Origin of the sequence: Dorea sp. AM13-35 (genome assembly GCF_003473885.1) — a bacterium.
Taxonomy (GTDB): Bacteria; Bacillota; Clostridia; order Lachnospirales; family Lachnospiraceae; genus Dorea_D; species Dorea_D hominis.
Map to the genome: position 1 here is coordinate 170,064 of NZ_QUCZ01000007.1, position 18,574 is coordinate 188,637.

Here is an 18,574-nt window from a genome sequence, read left to right on the forward strand (position 1 = left end):
CCTTTTCTATTTTGAAAGGAGCTGAAAGAACTTGAAAAAGATTAAAAGCTACACGGGTATCTGGAACGTGGAAAAAGTCTTATATGCAATCAATGACTTTAACTTACCCTTTCCCGTTACTTTTACACAGATTACATGGTTTGTGATTACGGAATTTATCATCATTCTGTTTGGGGATATTCCCCCACTTTCCATGATTGAGGGAGCATTTCTCAAATACTTTGGTATTCCCGTTGCTCTCACTTGGTTCATGTCGCAGAAAACCTTTGACGGAAAGAAGCCGTACAGCTTTTTGAAATCACAGATAACCTATGCCCTGCGACCAAAAATCACTTATGCAGGAAAAGCCGTAAAACTGCATAAGCAGATATTAAATGAAACAATCACGGCAGTAAGGAGTGTGAACTATGTTCCCGATAAAATATATTGACAATAACCTTGTCTGGAACAAGGACAATGAAGTGTTTGCCTATTATGAGCTGGTACCATACAACTATTCTTTTCTATCCGCAGAGCAGAAATTTATCGTGCATGACAGTTTCCGACAGCTAATCGCACAGTCCCGTGAGGGTAAAATTCATGCGTTGCAGATTGCCACAGAAAGCTCCATACGAAGTATGCAGGAGCAGTCAAAGAAACTGGTAACGGGAAAATTAAAGGAAGTTGCCTACCAGAAAATAGACGAACAGACCGAAGCGTTAGTATCTATGATTGGGAACAATCAAGTGGACTACCGCTTTTTTCTTGGCTTTAAGCTCATGGTTACGGAAGAACAGCTCAATCTGAAGAACATCAAAAAATCGGCGTGGCTGACATTCAAAGAGTTTCTCCATGAAGTAAACCATACGCTGATGAATGATTTTGTTTCCATGCCGAATGATGAAATCAACCGTTACATGAAAATGGAAAAGTTACTGGAAAATAAAATCTCCCGTCGCTTTAAGGTGCGTCGCTTGGAAATCAATGATTTTGGGTATCTCATGGAACATCTTTACGGCAGGGACGGTATCGCTTATGAAGATTATGCGTACCAGCTACCAAAAAAAAAATTGAACAAAGAAACGCTGATAAAATACTACGACCTTATCCGTCCGACAAGGTGTGTGATTGAAGAAAGCCAGCGGTATTTACGCTTGGAACATGAGGACAAGGAAAGTTATGTGTCCTATTTTACCGTCAATGCGATTGTCGGCGAGCTTGATTTTCCGTCAAGTGAAATCTTCTATTTCCAGCAACAGCAATTCACATTCCCCGTTGATACTTCTATGAATGTAGAAATCGTGGAGAACCGAAAAGCATTAACAACCGTACGCAACAAGAAAAAGGAATTGAAAGACCTTGACAATCACGCTTATCAAGCAGGAGGTGAAACCAGCTCAAATGTGGTGGACGCTTTAGACAGCGTGGACGAGCTGGAAACGGACTTAGACCAGACAAAAGAAAGTATGTATAAGTTAAGCTACGTTATACGGGTGTCTGCACCCGATCTTGACGAGCTGAAACGCCGTTGTGATGAAGTCAAAGACTTTTACGACGACCTCAATGTAAAGCTGGTACGTCCTGCTGGGGATATGCTGGGGCTTCATTCTGAATTTTTACCTGCCAGCAAGCGATATATCAATGACTATGTGCAGTATGTAAAATCAGACTTCTTGGCAGGGCTTGGCTTTGGAGCGACCCAGCAGTTAGGGGAAACTACGGGTATCTATATGGGCTATTCCGTTGATACGGGAAGAAATGTGTACCTGCAACCGTCTTTAGCTTCGCAGGGCGTAAAAGGTACAGTTACCAACGCTTTAGCGTCTGCTTTTGTCGGTTCGCTTGGCGGTGGAAAGTCGTTCTGCAACAATCTTCTGGTGTATTATTCGGTGTTGTTTGGCGGTCAAGCAGTCATTTTAGACCCCAAAGCCGAGCGTGGCAACTGGAGAGAAACACTTCCAGAAATCGCCCATGAAATCAATATCGTAAATCTTACCAGCGATAAAGACAATGCAGGACTTCTTGACCCATTCGTGATTATGAAGAATGTAAAAGACGCTGAAAGTCTGGCAATCGACATCTTGACATTCCTTACGGGTATTTCCTCTAGGGACGGCGAAAAATTCCCCGTGTTACGAAAAGCGGTTCGTTCCGTTACCCAGAGCGACAGTCGGGGCTTGCTCCATGTAATAGACGAGCTACGCCGTGAAGATACGCCCATATCAAGAAATATCGCAGACCATATCGACAGCTTCACGGACTACGACTTTGCACATCTGCTGTTTTCAGACGGTACGGTGGAAAATGCAATCAGCCTTGATAACCAGCTCAATATCATTCAAGTAGCCGACCTTGTACTGCCAGATAAGGACACGACCTTTGAAGAATACACGACTATTGAATTATTGTCGGTATCTATGCTGATTGTGATTAGTACCTTTGCCCTTGATTTTATCCATTCGGACAGAAGTATTTTTAAGATTGTCGATTTGGACGAAGCGTGGGCGTTCTTAAATGTGGCACAAGGAGAAACGCTCTCTAACAAGCTGGTTCGTGCTGGACGAGCTATGCAGGCAGGTGTTTATTTCGTTACACAATCTTCTGGGGACGTGGCAAAGGAAAGTCTGAAAAACAATATCGGCTTAAAATTCGCTTTCCGTTCTACTGACATCAACGAGATAAAACAGACCTTAGAATTTTTCGGTATCGACAAGGACGATGAAAACAACCAGAAACGGCTTCGTGATTTGGAGAACGGACAATGCTTATTGCAGGACTTATACGGGCGTGTCGGTGTGGTACAGATACACCCAGTTTTTGAAGAACTGCTACACGCCTTTGATACCAGACCGCCCGTACAGAGAAATGAGGTGGAGTGATGAAAGAAAGGATAAAAGGTGCGTTCACAAAAAGGAAGATACTTCACTTTCTCAAAATGGCTCTGTTCGTGGTGGCACTCTCCCTTATCCTGCTTTCACTTTTGGGGACGGTGGCTCATGCGACGGGGCTTGTGGACGATACCATAAACGCAGAAAATCTTTACTCAAAATATCCCCTTTCCAACTACCAGCTTGATTTTTATGTGGATAATAGCTGGTCATGGTTGCCGTGGAACTGGCTGGACGGCATTGGAAAATCGGTACAGTACGGGCTTTACTGCATTACCAACTTTGTCTGGACGATAAGCCTTTATTTAAGCAATGCCACGGGCTATGTGGTGCAGGAAGCCTATAAACTTGATTTTATTAACGATATGGCAGACAGTATCGGAAAGAGCATACAGACCCTTGCAGGTGTAACCGAGAACGGCTTTTCTTCTACGGGCTTCTATGTTGGTTTCCTGCTTCTCATTATCTTAGTGGTGGGAATGTATGTTGCTTATACGGGACTTATCAAACGGGAAACCAGCAAGGCACTTCACGCTGTTATCAACTTTGTGGTGGTGTTCGTGCTGTCCGCTTCGTTTATTGCCTACGCTCCCGACTACATCAAGAAGATAAATGAATTTTCATCAGACATCAGTACCGCTTCTTTGGACTTGGGAACAAAAATCATGCTCCCCAACTCCGACAGCGAGGGCAAGGACAGCGTGGACTTGATACGGGACAGCCTATTTTCTATTCAAGTGGAACAGCCGTGGCTACTTCTGCAATTCGGTAACAGCAACACAGAAGAAATCGGGGCAGACCGTGTCGAAGCTCTTGTATCGGCAAGTCCAGAGGACGAGGACGGGAAAACCAGAGAGGAAGTCGTGAAAACAGAAATCGAAGATAACGACAACAACAATCTGACGATACCGCAGGTCGTGAACCGTTTAGGCATGGTGTTCTTCCTACTGTTCTTCAATTTAGGGATAACGATATTTGTATTCTTGCTTACGGGCATGATGTTATTTAGCCAGATACTTTTTATTATCTTTGCAATGTTTTTACCTATCAGCTTTTTACTTTCCATGATACCGAGCTATGAAAGCATGGCGAAGCAGGCAATCGTAAGGGTGTTTAATACCATAATGACACGGGCAGGAATAACGCTCATTGTAACGGTGGCGTTCAGCATTTCCAGTATGTTTTATAACATCTCCACGGACTATCCGTTCTTTATGGTAGCGTTCTTGCAGATAGTATGTTTCGCTGGTATTTATATGAAGCTGGGCGATTTAATGAGTATGTTCTCTTTGAACGCTGGCGACAGTCAAAACATGGGACGCAGGATATTCCGCAGACCATATCTGTTTATGCGACATAGAGCTAGGCGTATGGAAAGACGGCTTGCTGGTGCGGTTACTGCTGGCGGTGTTGCTGGTGCGGTGGCAGGTAGCACGATTTCAAACAGAAAACCGACAAGGAACACAGCCACAAAAGACAGTCGGGGCAATACATCTACTTCCAGTATGGGACAGCGTGCAGGCTCAAAGGTGGGTGCTGTCTTAGATACGAAAAATAAAGTGAAAGACAAGGCAAATGCTGTCAAAGAGAATATCAAGGATATGCCGACACAGACCGCTTATGCGGTGTATTCCGCAAAGGAAAAGGCAAAGTCCAGCGTGTCCGACTTTAAGCGTGGCATGGTGCAGGAACAGCAGTCCAGACAGACGGGACGTTTGGAAAAGCAGGAAAAGCATAGACAGAGTATCGCTGACAAGCGTATGGAGCTTCAAAAGGCACAAGAAGCAAGGCAGGCACAGCGAAAGGCTGACGGATCAGCGACAACGGGAGCTACCCGTCCCCATGAGCGACCAGCCACAGCTTCAAAGCCGAGTGCGGAAAAAATGCAGGAAGTCAAACGTCCTGCCACAGCGACCACTTCAAAAGCAAGTGAGCCAGTCAAGACAAATGTTATCAAAGAGCGTCCGTTATCTTCTGGTGCTTCTGATAAGAAAGCGACCCAGTCGGCACAGCCAGTACATAGGCAGAATGTAGAAAAAGTGGTATCGCAGGAAACACGCCAGAATTACACAAAAGACCGCAGGACAAAGGTTCAGCAGACGCAAACCGTCCAAAAGAACCAGCAGACAACAGAGAAAACTCGTAACCTTGTGATGAAGAAAGGACAGAAGAAAAAATGAAACTGAAACATATCGCTATCATTGGCACTCTGTTTCCTATCCTCTTTTCTCTGGTGCTTTTCTTTGGTGTCTTGATTAGTGCGGACAGCGACGACGAGAACAGCAATTTTTCTTCTGGCATTACGGGTATGAACTTATCCGCAGAAGTCTTGAAACATCAGCCTATGGTAGAAAAGTACGCCAGAGAATACGGTATTTCCGAGTATGTCAATGTGCTATTGGCTATCATTCAAGTAGAAAGTGGCGGTACGGCAGAAGATGTTATGCAGAGTTCGGAAAGTCTTGGTTTACCGCCTAATTCCTTAGATACGGAAAGCTCAATCAAGCAGGGGTGTAAGTATTTTGCGTCCCTGCTTTCTTCCTGCAAAAATCAAGGTATCGACGATTTGAATGTAGCGATACAGTCTTATAACTATGGCGGTGGCTATGTGGGATATGTGGCAGGAAAAGGAAAGAAACACACCTTTAATCTTGCAGAGAGCTTCGCCCGTGAAAAATCGGGTGGAAAGAAAGTAACCTACACCAACCCGATAGCCGTTGCGAAGAACGGGGGCTGGCGGTATCAGTATGGCAATCAATTTTACGTCGAATTAGTCAATCAGTATTTAACTGTTCCGCAGGTATCGGGAGAACTGGCACAAAAAGTAATGAATGAAGCATTGAAGTATCAAGGCTGGAAGTATGTATATGGCGGTAGCAATCCTAACACTTCCTTTGACTGTTCGGGGCTGACGCAATGGTGCTATGGAAAAGCTGGTGTTTCCTTACCGAGAACAGCACAAGCACAGTATGACGCCACCCAACATCTTCCACTCTCGCAGGCAAAGGCTGGGGACTTGGTATTTTTCCATTCTACCTATAACGCTGGAAGTTATGTAACACATGTCGGTATTCTTGTTTCGCCGACGCAGATGTACCACGCAGGAAATCCGATAGGATATGCAGACCTAAATAATAGTTACTGGCAACAGCACTTAATCGGTGCAGGACGAGTAAAACAATAGAAAGTGAGGATAACATTATGTTTAAGAAGAATAAGAAACAGACAGAAAATGTCAAAGAAAAAAAGGTGCGTACTGTCAAGGTAGGCACACATAAGAAAACCGTGATTGCGTTGTGGGTGGTGCTTATCGCAAGCGTGAGCTTTGGGGTGTATAAGAATTTTACGGCTATCGACCAGCACACGACCCATGAAAAAGAAATCATTGAACTTCGTTTGCAGGACACCAACGGGATAGAAAATTTCGTAAAGAACTTTGCGAAGTCTTATTACACATGGAGTAACAGCAAAGAAGCGATTGAAGCAAGGACGCAGGCAATCAGCGGTTATCTGACAAAGGAATTGCAAGACTTGAATGTTGATACAATCAGAACGGATATACCGACCAGCTCCACAGTTACAGATGTGATTGTGTGGCATATCGAGCAATCGGGAACGGACACTTTTTCTGCTACCTACGAAGTAGATCAGCAGATAAAAGAGGGAGAACAGACAAGCAATGTGAAAGCGACTTATACTGTAAAAGTCCATGTAGACGCTGACGGGGATATGGTAATCATTCAGAACCCTACTCTTGCACCAGCAATCGAAAAATCAGACTATGAGCCTAAGACACCAGAAGCAGACGCAAGCGTGGACGCTGATACGGTAAATGACGCTACCGCATTTCTGGAAACATTCTTTAAGCTCTATCCAACAGCCACAGAAAAAGAGCTTGCTTACTATGTATCTGGAAATGTGATTGAGCCTATCGGCAGGGACTACCTTTATTCTGAACTGGTAAACCCTATCTTTACAAAGGACGGGGATAATGTGAAAGTTAAAGTAGCTGTAAAATTCCTTGATAATCAGACAAAGGCGACACAAGTATCACAGTATGAGCTTGTGCTACATAAGGATAGCAACTGGAAGATTGTAGGATAAAAGAAAAAGGCTTGCAGTTCTGTATTGATTTGCAAGCCTAAATATATTATTTATACTTCTGGAAAATCCCGACTAATAAAGTATCTATCGCTTCAGCTAATTCAAATCTAACTTTATCTGAGGCAGAAAAAGCGTTTCCTAATTGCAAAGTTGTATAACCGTGAATTATTCCAGTAAGCATATTTAATATTTCAAGTGTTTTGTCTTTGTTAAGACTGCACGATTGGATAAGAGTAGTTAATAATGAAAGATAGTTGTTAAAAATGGTTGCTGTTTCCTCTGTTCCGTGCCACACAGCCCATTGAATTGTTTCATAAACTCCGGGGTGTTCAATCATATAGTTTAGGTATTCGATAGAAACTAACTTAATTGCTTCTTTCCCTATTTTTCCAACGGCAATTTTCATCATTCTTTCATTCATGTCACGCATACCATTATGAGCAACTTCTAAAAGAAGATTATCTAAACTTTCTATGTGATTATATAAAGATGGTGTACGAATGTTTAATTTTTGAGCAACAGCTTTTAACGAAACGTTATTTAATCCTTTTTCATCTGCTAAGTCTGATGTTGCTTTTATTACTGCTTCTTTAGTGGTTTTCATAGTTATGCACCTCATTCAAAATATCATACAAACACAATTCTAGCTAATTGAATTAGTGTAGTCAATAACACAATTAGAAAATTATGATTATTTATTGACTTTCTTAAAATTTTGTGTATAATAGGAATTGAAGTTAAATTAGATGCTAAAAATTTGTAATTAAGAAGGAGGGATTCGTCATGTTGGTATTCCAAATGCGTAATGTAGATAAAACATCTACTGTTTTGAAACAGACTAAAAACAGTGATTACGCAGATAAATAAATACGTTAGATTAATTCCTACCAGTGACTAATCTTATGACTTTTTAAACAGATAACTAAAATTACAAACAAATCGTTTAACTTCTGTATTTATTTACAGATGTAATCACTTCAGGAGTGATTACATGAACAAAAATATAAAATATTCTCAAAACTTTTTAACGAGTGAAAAAGTACTCAACCAAATAATAAAACAATTGAATTTAAAAGAAACCGATACCGTTTACGAAATTGGAACAGGTAAAGGGCATTTAACGACGAAACTGGCTAAAATAAGTAAACAGGTAACGTCTATTGAATTAGACAGTCATCTATTCAACTTATCGTCAGAAAAATTAAAACTGAACATTCGTGTCACTTTAATTCACCAAGATATTCTACAGTTTCAATTCCCTAACAAACAGAGGTATAAAATTGTTGGGAGTATTCCTTACCATTTAAGCACACAAATTATTAAAAAAGTGGTTTTTGAAAGCCATGCGTCTGACATCTATCTGATTGTTGAAGAAGGATTCTACAAGCGTACCTTGGATATTCACCGAACACTAGGGTTGCTCTTGCACACTCAAGTCTCGATTCAGCAATTGCTTAAGCTGCCAGCGGAATGCTTTCATCCTAAACCAAAAGTAAACAGTGTCTTAATAAAACTTACCCGCCATACCACAGATGTTCCAGATAAATATTGGAAGCTATATACGTACTTTGTTTCAAAATGGGTCAATCGAGAATATCGTCAACTGTTTACTAAAAATCAGTTTCATCAAGCAATGAAACACGCCAAAGTAAACAATTTAAGTACCGTTACTTATGAGCAAGTATTGTCTATTTTTAATAGTTATCTATTATTTAACGGGAGGAAATAATTCTATGAGTCGCTTTTTTAAATTTGGAAAGTTACACGTTACTAAAGGGAATGGAGATAAATTATTAGATATACTACTGACAGCTTCCAAGAAGCTAAAGAGGTCCCTAGCGCCTACGGGGAATTTGTATCGATAAGGGGTACAAATTCCCACTAAGCGCTCGGGACCCCTTGTAGGAAAATGTCCTAAGTGTGGCAACAATATTGTATTAAAAAAATCGTTTTATGGTTGTTCAAATTATCCTGAATGTAAGTTTACTTTAGCTGAACATTTTAGAAAGAAAAAACTAACCAAAACGAATGTAAAAGAATTACTGGAGGGAAAAGAAACCCTGGTAAAAGGAATCAAAAACAAAGAGAAAAAGCCCTACAATGCCGTTGTAAAAATTGGGGAAAAGGGATATATTGATTTTATCTCTTTTTCAAAATAAACATAAAAGCCCTTTAAAGAGGGCTTTTATATATTAATCACAAATCACTTATCACAAATCACAAGTGATTAATCACTTGTTTATTAAGATATTAAAAGCTATAATTTAAATAAAGCGTGAATTTTATGACACAAAAAGAGGGGGGAGAAACTTGGAACTAGCATTTAGAGAAAGCTTAAAAAAGATGAGAGGTACCAAATCAAAAGAAAAATTCTCCCAAGAATTAGAAATGAGTAGATCAAATTATTCACGAATAGAATCAGGAAAATCAGATCCAACCATAAAAACACTAGAACAAATTGCAAAGTTAACTAACTCAACGCTAGTAGTGGATTTAATCCCAAATGAGCCAACAGAACCAGAACCAGAAACAGAACAAGTAACATTGGAGTTAGAAATGGAAGAAGAAAAAAGCAATGATTTCGTGTGAATAATGCACGAAATCATTGCTTATTTTTTTAAAAAGCGATATACTAGATATAACGAAACAACGAACTGAATAAAGAATACAAAAAAAGAGCCACGACCAGTTAAAGCCTGAGAAACTTTAACTGCGAGCCTTAATTGATTACCACCAATCAATTAAAGAAGTCGAGACCCAAAATTTGGTAAAGTATTTAATTACTTTATTAATCAGATACTTAAATATCTGTAAACCCATTATATCGGGTTTTTGAGGGGATTTCAAGTCTTTAAGAAGATACCAGGCAATCAATTAAGAAAAACTTAGTTGATTGCCTTTTTTGTTGTGATTCAACTTTGATCGTAGCTTCTAACTAATTAATTTTCGTAAGAAAGGAGAACAGCTGAATGAATATCCCTTTTGTTGTAGAAACTGTGCTTCATGACGGCTTGTTAAAGTACAAATTTAAAAATAGTAAAATTCGCTCAATCACTACCAAGCCAGGTAAAAGTAAAGGGGCTATTTTTGCGTATCGCTCAAAAAAAAGCATGATTGGCGGACGTGGCGTTGTTCTGACTTCCGAAGAAGCGATTCACGAAAATCAAGATACATTTACGCATTGGACACCAAACGTTTATCGTTATGGTACGTATGCAGACGAAAACCGTTCATACACTAAAGGACATTCTGAAAACAATTTAAGACAAATCAATACCTTCTTTATTGATTTTGATATTCACACGGAAAAAGAAACTATTTCAGCAAGCGATATTTTAACAACAGCTATTGATTTAGGTTTTATGCCTACGTTAATTATCAAATCTGATAAAGGTTATCAAGCATATTTTGTTTTAGAAACGCCAGTCTATGTGACTTCAAAATCAGAATTTAAATCTGTCAAAGCAGCCAAAATAATCTCGCAAAATATCCGAGAATATTTTGGAAAGTCTTTGCCAGTTGATCTAACGTGCAATCATTTTGGGATTGCTCGTATACCAAGAACGGACAATGTAGAATTTTTTGATCCCAATTACCGTTATTCTTTCAAAGAATGGCAAGATTGGTCTTTCAAACAAACAGATAATAAGGGCTTTACTCGTTCAAGTCTAACGGTTTTAAGCGGTACAGAAGGCAAAAAACAAGTAGATGAACCCTGGTTTAATCTCTTATTGCACGAAACGAAATTTTCAGGAGAAAAGGGTTTAGTAGGGCGCAATAGCGTTATGTTTACCCTCTCTTTAGCCTACTTTAGTTCAGGCTATTCAATCGAAACGTGCGAATATAATATGTTTGAGTTTAAAAACATTTTAAAATACTAATTAGATTAGTTAAATGACTATTTGAAATAGTATTTTGAGGAGTGATTATATGTGTACAAGATTTGTTTACAATGGTATAGATAAAATTGTTGGTTTTAATTTTGATATTGACCTTTCTGTATGGGATCATACTGTAATTACCGAAGAAAATAGATTTTATATTGGTATTAAAATGCCTGACGGTCTGTATCATTCATTTCATGGGATAAATAAAAATGGTAATGTAGGAACACTTCTTTATGTTCATGGTAATGAAAATGCAAGGTATATAGAAAGCGAGGATTGTATTACAATATCTGAATTAACAGAAAAATTCATTAAGGCAGAGATTTCTTTTGATAAAGCCTTGGACATTGTTAAAAAGAAAAAAATTATTTATGCACCAGATGCTACTATGCAAGCTATGCTTTCTGATAAAAAAGGACGAGTTTTAATTATTGAACCTGGAATTGGGTATAGATATGAACAAGAAAATTTTTCACTTATTACAAATTATTCTATTCTAAAACCAGATATAACAAAGCCGTACATTGTTTCTGGGGATACAAGATACGAAGTGGCTAAAGAGTTATTGGCAGGATATGATAAAGATTTTTCAGTAAATGACGCATTTAAAGTATTAAAATCTGTTTCTCAAAAAGACTTGTGGGCAACTAGGGTTTCATTTGTATATTCTACAGAAAAAAATAAAGTTTATTATGTCTTGAACAATGATTTTAGTAATGTATTTGAATTTCAGTTTTAATACTAATGAATTTATAAATTTGCAATTATGATAAGAAAGGTTATTATGATAGGACTAAAAAAGCGAGATATAAAAAAAGCGTTGAAAGCTGGTGCAAAAGCTGGCGGTGTATCATTGGCTGATGTTCGGGCAGATATTGAAGCGACGATTGATGAAGCTATGAATAGCACCGCCCCAGAAGTGCAGGCAAATTTCAAAAAATATTTTGGTAATAAACGCCCTACCCCAGAAGAATATATTTACAAGATTACCAAAAAGACAAAGATTTGAAAAAAGGCTTGCTCCATACATAGTGTATGATCTGCAAGCCTTAATCTATTTCAGAGGAAATTTAACAGTAAAAGTAGCACCTCCACCAGCAGTATCATTGATAATGATAATACCGTTCAGCATTTGAGTTAATTCTTTGGCGATACTTAGTCCCAGTCCAAAATTCGATTTGTTCGTATGGGACTTGTCGCCACTATAAAATCGGTCAAAGATATACTGCTTATCTTCATCAGAAATGCCTTGCCCGTGGTCTACCACAGAAAAAGCAATATTTTTTTCGGTGGCGATTACTTCTATCTCTATTAAAGAATTATTCTTGGAATGTTGAATGGCATTATCCATAAAGACACACAAGATTTGAAATAATCGGTCTTTGTCGGTAAACATAGCAGGATAACTTTCCTCGGATAAATGCAGTTTTAGTTCTAAATTCTGCTTCATGCAGACGGGTTCGTAGGTTTCATATAACGTAATGAGCAAGGTATCTACATTGATTGTGCTTTTATGCAATGTCCATGTTTTAGCGTCGGAAGAAGCCAAAAGCAACATATCTTTGACTAAACGGGATAACCGCATACATTCAAAATCTATGGTCTGTACGGCTTGCTTTGCCTGCTCGTTTAAGGAAACATTATCAAGAAGCATATCCGTGTTGGAAATCATAACAGCAAGTGGAGATTTTAATTCATGGGACGCTGTTGCAACAAAATCTTTTTGGCTTTGCAGTATTCGTTCCGTTGGAGCAAACGACTTTTTCAGCAGATAACGGGTCAGCACGATAACAACGATACAAGCCAAAAACCAGATAAGAAGATATATAGGCAATGTTTTTTGTAAAATATCCGTCAAACTGGCTGTCTGATAAAGAAAGGTTGCATGATACACGGTATCATTTGCTGTCCTAATTGTAGCAGGAATAACAAAATAAGTATCGTGATGTGTTCCTCTTATTTCCAGAAAACCGCCTTGTGAAGTTGTGCTGTTTTCTATTTGTGATAATGGTTGTGTAGAAATCTGCTTTTCTACATCATGCAACAGATTGTCCGCAGAAGTTGGAAATGGGAAATCACTCTGATAAATGGTATTCCCCCTTGTATCAGTAATTAAAGAAAAAATATGATAACTCTCTTCGTAGGTTTTGAGTGCTTTGTCCATATCCGAAGAAGCACTTTCCACTTGATAAATCAGCAAGGTTGTCAATCTCTGAAATAAGGTGCTTTCGTTGATTTTCTCTGTATGAACTGTGTTCGCAACGACAAAGGAAATCACAAGGGTAATAATCAGCATAACAGAACTTGCAAACAGAATATGAAGTTTTCGGTATAAGTTATTTAACATGTTTCTTTCTCCAGTTTGTACCCTGCACCGTAGACCGTTGTTATTTTACAGGAACTTTTTAATTCTTTTAGGCGTTTTCGCAGAAAAGAAATGTAACTGTCTACATTGCCAGTTTCTACCTCGGAAGAACTGCCCCAGATTTTAAGGATTAGCTGTTCACGGGAAAATAGTGTTTCTGGGTTCTGCATAAATACAAAAGTCAACTCGGTTTCTTTTGAAGTTAATAAAAGAGAATTGACGGGTGTAGATAAGGTTCGGCTGTCTTTATCGAAAGTTAAATCTCCATATTCTAATTTGGAAGATAACTGGATATTGGCAGGGCGTCTTGTTAATGCCCGAACTCTTGCAAGCAATTCTTTGATATGAAATGGTTTTACTAAATAATCATCAGCACCGCCGTCTAAACCCTCAACCCGATTGTCAAGGGTACTCATGGCAGTAATGATAAGGATAGGAATAGAAATTCCTTTTTTACGCATAGATTTTATGATTGTCAAACCGTCAATAATCGGTAACATACGGTCTACAATGGCGAGGTCATAAGCATAGTCTGTATTTAAGGCATACAGCATAGCAGTTTCCCCGTCATTGCAACAATCAACCATATAGTTTTCTTTTTCCAGAGAAATTTTTATATTTTTACATAACTCTAAATCATCTTCCAGAAGAAGTATTTTCATAATGTATCAATCCTTTTCTATATAAATTATAGACAGTATAACAGAAAAGTCTGTAAAAATCCTCTAAAAAATGATGATGATTTTCTTACTTTTTTACAGGATTTTTAGAATGGTTTGCTTTTACAATAGGGGCATATCGAACAAGAAAGGTGGAATACAAAAATGAAAAAAACAAACATCAGTAAATTCATAGCAGTTGGATTATGTATCTGTGCATTGACGGGGTGTGGTGCAAGTCCAAATGAGAAGCCAGATACGTCTAATCCTATTGTCAATTCTAATACGAATGAAGAAAATACAAATGGTTCTTCAGAAAATAAAGGAAACGACATATTAGAGTCTGCTAATTTGAGAGGAAGTGTTTTGGAATTTACAGACAATGGTTGCTTGGTAAATCAAGCAAAAGATATTGAGGGTGGAGCTGGGATAAAAATAGAAGCACCGGGAATGGAAAATAAAGACAATGCTGTTTCTGTAACCTATAACCCAGATTGTGAATTTGTCATTGCCACAGTAAATGCACAGTCTGGTGTTACAAATGTAACAACGGGTTCTATATCCGATGTAAAAAAACAATCTGAAGTATATCTTTATGGAGAATTTGCAGACACACTTCATTTCAATGCAACAAAGGTTGTCATAGCCCGTTGGGAATAGAGGTGTGAAGTATGAAGTTTTATCAACTTGGTTTTCGCTATTTACAGCGAAAAAAAGGAAAAACCATTCTTTTGTTGATTGTTTTGATACTTGTAAACAGTATGATTTTAGGTACAAGCATGATTTTAAGGACTACAAATGAGTCCAAACAAGCCATGCAGGAAAAGACAAATTCTAAGATTGTAGCTGAAATTACAAGTAAGGACAGCAAGATAACAGAGAATGAAGTAAACAAGATTGAAACGCTGGAAGATGTTTCAGCTATCAACCGTATCGGCAGGCAAGATGTATTTCCAGCTAGTTTTGCTCCCGTTACGCTCAATACTTCTACGAATGAGGAAAATTTGAAAATAGCGTTGCTCTCCTATGATGATTTGGAAAAGGACAGCCCTTTTTCAGAAATGCAGTACCGCTTATCTTCTGGCGATTATATCAAACATGAGAAAAAAGGTGCTGTTATCAATGCGAACCTTGCAAATCAAAATGAGCTAAAAGTTGGAGATACGATTGAATTAAGTACAGAAAACGGAACAAAAGTATCTGTTCAAATTATTGGAATTTTCATGTCCGCAGGAAATGTGGAAAAAGACCAGCCAACAGAAACTACCGCAGTCAATCGAATAGAAAATCAAGTCTTTATTGACAACAGCACTTATAAAGAATTGTTCAAAGAAGCTGAATTTGAAAAACTCTGCGTTTATTCAAAAAGACCAGAAAAATTAGATGTGCTGGAAACCAGCTTGCAAAAAATATTCGGAAATGATGTAGAACTTAGCACTTCCGATACCCTTTATCAACAGATGTCTGCTCCATTAGAGCAAATCAGTAAGGTGGCAAATCTTATGCTGGTACTTACATTGGTAACTGGTACTGTTGTTGTTTCCCTGCTGTTATGTATGTGGATGCGGACAAGGCAAAAAGAGGTGGCAATCTTTATGAGCCTCGGCAAGACAAAAAGTGAAATTTTCCTGCAAACTTTATTAGAAGCAGGCAGTGTATTTACACTTTCGGTTTTAGGAGCAACAGCCATTGGTAAATTGTTCTCGGGCGTTTTGCAAAATGTCATTACTGGTTCAGAAACAGTAACAGAAAATCTGAAAGTGGTGTTGCAGATACAAGATATTGGAATGTTGTTCCTTTTAGGTGGTGCAGTTATTCTGGTGGCATTGTGCTGTTCCATTCTTCCGATATTACGAGCAAACCCAAAAGATATATTAGCGAAAATGGAGGGATAGTACATGAATTTTTTTGGATTGGCAAGGCGTTCTGTGTTCAGAAAGCCCATAAAAAGTATTCTCTTATTGTTGATTGTTTTTGCAATCAGTACCCTGCTTCTTGCAGGTGTGGCGAGCAAAAATGCCAGTATTGAGGTGCAGGACAAAACCAGACAAGCCATAGGTGCAGGCTTTCTTTTAGAAAGAAATGCAGAGTACCGAACAAAACGAGTTCGTGAATACTCAGAAAAGATTGGTAATGATAAGGAAGGTAGTTTTGGTGGCTACCATCAGGAAAAAGAGATTATCAATGGTGTGGAGACTTGGTCAGGCTGGACAACAAATGAATTTGAAAGCTTAGATATAAAAGACATTGAGAAACTGGCAAAAACAAAAGGAATTGCTGATTACAATATTACAACAGCAACAACTCCTGTAAACCCTGTAAATTTCAAAAGAATTGAAGATAAAGATGTAGACCAAAGTGTAGATGAGGGAGGTGTAAGCTTAATTGGAAACAAAGATATGAAACTTGACAGAAATGTTTTATCTGGAAACCTGCATATCAAAGAGGGGCGAATGATAACCCCAGAGGATAAAGATATGTGTGTCATTTCAGAGGAACTTGCAAATCAAAATAATCTGAAAATCGGCGATAAGATTTCTTTTAATGATTACCACGATACTGAAAATTCAAAGGTATCAGAAGCTGAGATTGTTGGAATTTATCAAGTGGATCAAAAGATGTCCCCACTTATGCAGGGAGATACTTACCGTTCGGAAAATGTAATATTTACAGATTTGAGATTTCCAGAAAAGGCAGAGGGTGAAACAAGTCCATTATATGAAAGAGCCTATTTCAAAGTAGAAGATGTGGAAGCTTACGACGAAGTAAAAGAAAATCTGCAAAAAGTAGACATCAACTGGGAGCAATATGATTTGATTGACAATAACGGAAATTCCGAAACCATGTCCTCAAACTTCAATGATTTAGCAAAAGTAAGCGAAATGATGATATTGGTAATCTCTGTTGCAAGTTTTGTTATCCTTGTTTTAGTATTTCTGTTCTGGCTGAAAAATCGAGTGCAGGAAGTCGGCATTTTCTTATCTCTCGGTGTTCCGAAATTCAGAATTATCGGGCAGATTTGGAGTGAAGCGATTATGATTGCTGTTCTTTCCCTTATGCTATCCTTTGCTGTCGCTCCTGCCGTTTCCAAAGTAACTGCAAATTATCTGGTATCACAGCAGGTTCAGCAAATGCAGGAAGAAGAAAAAAATAACGAGGGAAAAGTATCCACAGAATATGTTGCACCAAAGCAGGACGTGCAGAATATCAGCGTAGAGGTTACGCCAGAAATGTATCTGTTGGACGGAGCAAGTGTTCTTGTGTTGATAACGGCTTCTGTTCTGGTATCTGGAATTGTAATACTAAAGAGAAACCCGAAAGATATTTTATCGGAAATGAGTTAGGAGGACGACGAAAATGTTAGAAGTAAAGAATGTAAGCTATGCTTACAAAACAAAAAAAGATAAAACCATTTTGAATAATGTATCTGCTACTTTCGAGGAGGGTATTTTTTATACTATTGTCGGTCCGAGTGGTGCAGGAAAAACAACACTCTTATCGTTGTTAGCAGGCTTAGACACAGCGGTAAAAGGGACTGTCCTTTGCAATGGCGAGGACATTACAAAAAAAGGGCTGAATTACCACAGAAAGCATAATATCTCATTGGTATTTCAAAATTATAATCTGATTGATTATTTGACAACGGTTGAAAATGTCAAATTAGGTGGTAGTGGAAATGCTGAAAAATTATTGGAAGAAGTCGGCATTGGAAAAGAATACTGGCAGAGAAATGTATTGCAACTATCTGGCGGACAGCAACAGCGTGTAGCGATTGCAAGAGCATTAGCCAGCGACGCTCATGTACTTTTGGCAGACGAACCGACGGGAAATCTTGACGAAACTACCGCTGATGAAATCATTGCTTTGCTGAAAAAGACTGCACATGAATTAGGAAAATGTGTTGTTGTGGTTACACACAGTAAGCATTTGGCAGAAGAAGCCGACGAAATCTTAGAAATTAAAAACGGTGCAATTTCTTTTCTGTCTGATTAAATTAGAATAGTGCCGTAAAGGAGTTGTCATTATGGAATATTTTAGATATACCTCGACGCAATCAGTTTGAACCTAACGGCATTTTTATAACAACTGAATATAGCACAGTTTTAAAAGCTCGTACAGACTATATGTTTTGTGCGGGCTTTTTTCATGCCAGAAAAAAATTTTTTAAAGTTTTTTCGATTTTGGTTACGCTGTCCCCCACTTTCAACGCGGTATATATGAAAAGGGGCAGACACCTCTTTTCGACTAGCGAAAGGAGGTGAGGAAAATGAAACCGTCAGAACTACAAGAAAAAACCTGTCATCAATTCGATTGTGCTATTAAAACAGTTATACGTCATAGAGCGATTGACTTCTATCGAGCGATACGTCGTTCAGAGAAAAAAGAAATGCCATTCGCCGAAATTATGGACGACCTTTTAAATTCCATAGGTACAGAAGATACATATTCTACGGATTATGTTGCGGTATTTGAAGTCTGTGGAGAAAAAGTATCAATCGAAGATGAACAACTGGCTCGTGCATTGAAAGCTATTGAAGAACGAAAGCGTAATATCGTTTTACAGTATTTTTTCATTGGCGACACGGACACTTACATTGGGAAAATGCTTGACTGTTCCAGAGCGAATGTAACGAAGTGCATGATTATTCCGGGGCTCTCTGAGCCACCTGTCCGGACTTTGAGAGCCACCTG

Annotated in this window: 20 protein-coding genes; 17 read left to right on the forward strand and 3 right to left on the reverse strand. The window is 38.5% G+C overall.

Annotated features, from left to right (window positions below):
• The first annotated feature begins 31 nt into the window (after window positions 1–31).
• The 5 genes from DW152_RS09450 to DW152_RS09470 are packed head-to-tail and all read left to right on the forward strand — an operon-like array spanning window position 32 to window position 6,971.
• Window positions 32–430 carry a conjugal transfer protein gene (locus DW152_RS09450; RefSeq protein WP_003061368.1) on the forward strand — a complete coding sequence of 133 codons (399 nt, stop codon included), beginning with the start codon at window positions 32–34 and terminating at the stop codon, window positions 428–430.
• Window positions 408–2,858 (forward strand): ATP-binding protein, encoded by a 2,451-nt coding sequence (locus DW152_RS09455; RefSeq protein ID WP_025489602.1) that lies wholly within the window; start codon window positions 408–410, stop codon window positions 2,856–2,858. The genes DW152_RS09450 and DW152_RS09455 overlap by 23 nt, the downstream gene beginning before the upstream one ends.
• Window positions 2,858–5,047: a CD3337/EF1877 family mobilome membrane protein gene (locus tag DW152_RS09460; RefSeq protein WP_025489603.1), complete on the forward strand. Its 2,190-nt coding sequence runs from the start codon at window positions 2,858–2,860 to the stop codon at window positions 5,045–5,047. The genes DW152_RS09455 and DW152_RS09460 overlap by 1 nt, the downstream gene beginning before the upstream one ends.
• A complete protein-coding gene (locus tag DW152_RS09465; RefSeq protein WP_025489604.1) occupies window positions 5,044–6,051 on the forward strand; it encodes a bifunctional lytic transglycosylase/C40 family peptidase in 1,008 nt (335 codons plus the stop codon). The genes DW152_RS09460 and DW152_RS09465 overlap by 4 nt, the downstream gene beginning before the upstream one ends.
• A gap of 17 nt (window positions 6,052–6,068) precedes the next feature.
• Entirely contained in the window at window positions 6,069–6,971 is a 903-nt protein-coding gene (locus DW152_RS09470) for a conjugal transfer protein (RefSeq protein ID WP_025489605.1), read from the forward strand.
• Window positions 6,972–7,017: 46 nt separating this feature from the next.
• Here DW152_RS09470 and DW152_RS09475 read toward each other — a convergent pair whose 3' ends face one another.
• Entirely contained in the window at window positions 7,018–7,575 is a 558-nt protein-coding gene (locus DW152_RS09475; protein ID WP_005946872.1) for a TetR/AcrR family transcriptional regulator, read from the reverse strand.
• A gap of 179 nt (window positions 7,576–7,754) precedes the next feature.
• Here DW152_RS09475 and DW152_RS09480 point away from each other — a divergent pair, with 179 nt between their 5' ends.
• The 7 genes from DW152_RS09480 to DW152_RS09515 all read left to right on the forward strand — a co-directional run bounded on the left by DW152_RS09480 (window position 7,755) and on the right by DW152_RS09515 (window position 11,867).
• Entirely contained in the window at window positions 7,755–7,838 is an 84-nt protein-coding gene (locus tag DW152_RS09480; protein WP_001814874.1) for a 23S rRNA methyltransferase attenuation leader peptide, read from the forward strand.
• Window positions 7,839–7,962: 124 nt separating this feature from the next.
• Window positions 7,963–8,700, forward strand: coding sequence for a 23S rRNA (adenine(2058)-N(6))-methyltransferase Erm(B) (gene erm(B) / locus DW152_RS09485; protein WP_001038792.1), 738 nt, complete (start codon window positions 7,963–7,965; stop codon window positions 8,698–8,700).
• A gap of 145 nt (window positions 8,701–8,845) precedes the next feature.
• Entirely contained in the window at window positions 8,846–9,130 is a 285-nt protein-coding gene (locus tag DW152_RS09495; RefSeq protein ID WP_002326770.1) for a topoisomerase C-terminal repeat-containing protein, read from the forward strand.
• A gap of 151 nt (window positions 9,131–9,281) precedes the next feature.
• The gene (locus DW152_RS09500) at window positions 9,282–9,560 is read left to right on the forward strand and encodes a helix-turn-helix transcriptional regulator (protein WP_024407057.1); all 279 of its coding nucleotides are present in this window, start codon (window positions 9,282–9,284) and stop codon (window positions 9,558–9,560) included.
• Between the two features lie 380 nt (window positions 9,561–9,940).
• Window positions 9,941–10,852 carry a primase C-terminal domain-containing protein gene (locus DW152_RS09505; RefSeq protein ID WP_044967241.1) on the forward strand — a complete coding sequence of 304 codons (912 nt, stop codon included), beginning with the start codon at window positions 9,941–9,943 and terminating at the stop codon, window positions 10,850–10,852.
• A gap of 49 nt (window positions 10,853–10,901) precedes the next feature.
• Window positions 10,902–11,597, forward strand: coding sequence for a hypothetical protein (locus tag DW152_RS09510; RefSeq protein WP_009905043.1), 696 nt, complete (start codon window positions 10,902–10,904; stop codon window positions 11,595–11,597).
• 45 nt (window positions 11,598–11,642) lie between these two features.
• Window positions 11,643–11,867 (forward strand): hypothetical protein, encoded by a 225-nt coding sequence (locus tag DW152_RS09515; RefSeq protein ID WP_009905044.1) that lies wholly within the window; start codon window positions 11,643–11,645, stop codon window positions 11,865–11,867.
• Window positions 11,868–11,912: 45 nt separating this feature from the next.
• On the opposite strand, the gene DW152_RS09520 is transcribed toward DW152_RS09515, so the two are convergent.
• Window positions 11,913–13,205, reverse strand: a complete 1,293-nt coding sequence (locus DW152_RS09520; protein WP_021364213.1) for a sensor histidine kinase — start codon at window positions 13,203–13,205, stop codon at window positions 11,913–11,915.
• Window positions 13,199–13,885: a response regulator transcription factor gene (locus DW152_RS09525; RefSeq protein WP_025489606.1), complete on the reverse strand. Its 687-nt coding sequence runs from the start codon at window positions 13,883–13,885 to the stop codon at window positions 13,199–13,201. Before DW152_RS09525 ends, DW152_RS09520 begins: the two co-directional genes overlap by 7 nt.
• 162 nt (window positions 13,886–14,047) lie before the next feature.
• On the opposite strand from DW152_RS09525, the gene DW152_RS09530 reads away from it, so the two are divergent.
• The 5 genes from DW152_RS09530 to DW152_RS09550 form a co-directional block, all read left to right on the forward strand.
• Window positions 14,048–14,542 (forward strand): hypothetical protein, encoded by a 495-nt coding sequence (locus DW152_RS09530; RefSeq protein WP_025489607.1) that lies wholly within the window; start codon window positions 14,048–14,050, stop codon window positions 14,540–14,542.
• Window positions 14,543–14,553: 11 nt separating this feature from the next.
• Complete coding sequence (locus tag DW152_RS09535; RefSeq protein ID WP_025489608.1) at window positions 14,554–15,777, forward strand: ABC transporter permease; 1,224 nt, start codon at window positions 14,554–14,556, stop codon at window positions 15,775–15,777.
• A 3-nt stretch (window positions 15,778–15,780) separates the two neighbouring features.
• The gene (locus DW152_RS09540; protein WP_077710200.1) at window positions 15,781–17,226 is read left to right on the forward strand and encodes an ABC transporter permease; all 1,446 of its coding nucleotides are present in this window, start codon (window positions 15,781–15,783) and stop codon (window positions 17,224–17,226) included.
• 13 nt (window positions 17,227–17,239) lie between these two features.
• The gene (locus tag DW152_RS09545) at window positions 17,240–17,875 is read left to right on the forward strand and encodes an ABC transporter ATP-binding protein (RefSeq protein WP_003431891.1); all 636 of its coding nucleotides are present in this window, start codon (window positions 17,240–17,242) and stop codon (window positions 17,873–17,875) included.
• 274 nt (window positions 17,876–18,149) lie between these two features.
• Window positions 18,150–18,574 (forward strand): hypothetical protein (locus DW152_RS09550; RefSeq protein WP_118288497.1); only part of this gene is annotated, 425 nt, incomplete at its 3' end.

Bases quoted from the DNA above. Each gene is read 5' to 3' on its own strand.
- DW152_RS09530 (WP_025489607.1), top strand. From the start codon at position 14,048: ATGAAAAAAACAAACATCAGTAAATTCATAGCAGTTGGATTATGTATC.
- DW152_RS09525 (WP_025489606.1), bottom strand. From the start codon at position 13,885: ATGAAAATACTTCTTCTGGAAGATGATTTAGAGTTATGTAAAAATATA.
- DW152_RS09480 (WP_001814874.1), top strand. From the start codon at position 7,755: ATGTTGGTATTCCAAATGCGTAATGTAGATAAAACATCTACTGTTTTG.
- DW152_RS09475 (WP_005946872.1), bottom strand. From the start codon at position 7,575: ATGAAAACCACTAAAGAAGCAGTAATAAAAGCAACATCAGACTTAGCA.
- DW152_RS09455 (WP_025489602.1), top strand. From the start codon at position 408: ATGTTCCCGATAAAATATATTGACAATAACCTTGTCTGGAACAAGGAC.
- DW152_RS09510 (WP_009905043.1), top strand. From the start codon at position 10,902: ATGTGTACAAGATTTGTTTACAATGGTATAGATAAAATTGTTGGTTTT.
- DW152_RS09465 (WP_025489604.1), top strand. From the start codon at position 5,044: ATGAAACTGAAACATATCGCTATCATTGGCACTCTGTTTCCTATCCTC.
- DW152_RS09535 (WP_025489608.1), top strand. From the start codon at position 14,554: ATGAAGTTTTATCAACTTGGTTTTCGCTATTTACAGCGAAAAAAAGGA.
- DW152_RS09460 (WP_025489603.1), top strand. From the start codon at position 2,858: ATGAAAGAAAGGATAAAAGGTGCGTTCACAAAAAGGAAGATACTTCAC.
- DW152_RS09540 (WP_077710200.1), top strand. From the start codon at position 15,781: ATGAATTTTTTTGGATTGGCAAGGCGTTCTGTGTTCAGAAAGCCCATA.
- DW152_RS09505 (WP_044967241.1), top strand. From the start codon at position 9,941: ATGAATATCCCTTTTGTTGTAGAAACTGTGCTTCATGACGGCTTGTTA.
- DW152_RS09520 (WP_021364213.1), bottom strand. From the start codon at position 13,205: ATGTTAAATAACTTATACCGAAAACTTCATATTCTGTTTGCAAGTTCT.
- DW152_RS09515 (WP_009905044.1), top strand. From the start codon at position 11,643: ATGATAGGACTAAAAAAGCGAGATATAAAAAAAGCGTTGAAAGCTGGT.
- DW152_RS09470 (WP_025489605.1), top strand. From the start codon at position 6,069: ATGTTTAAGAAGAATAAGAAACAGACAGAAAATGTCAAAGAAAAAAAG.
- DW152_RS09545 (WP_003431891.1), top strand. From the start codon at position 17,240: ATGTTAGAAGTAAAGAATGTAAGCTATGCTTACAAAACAAAAAAAGAT.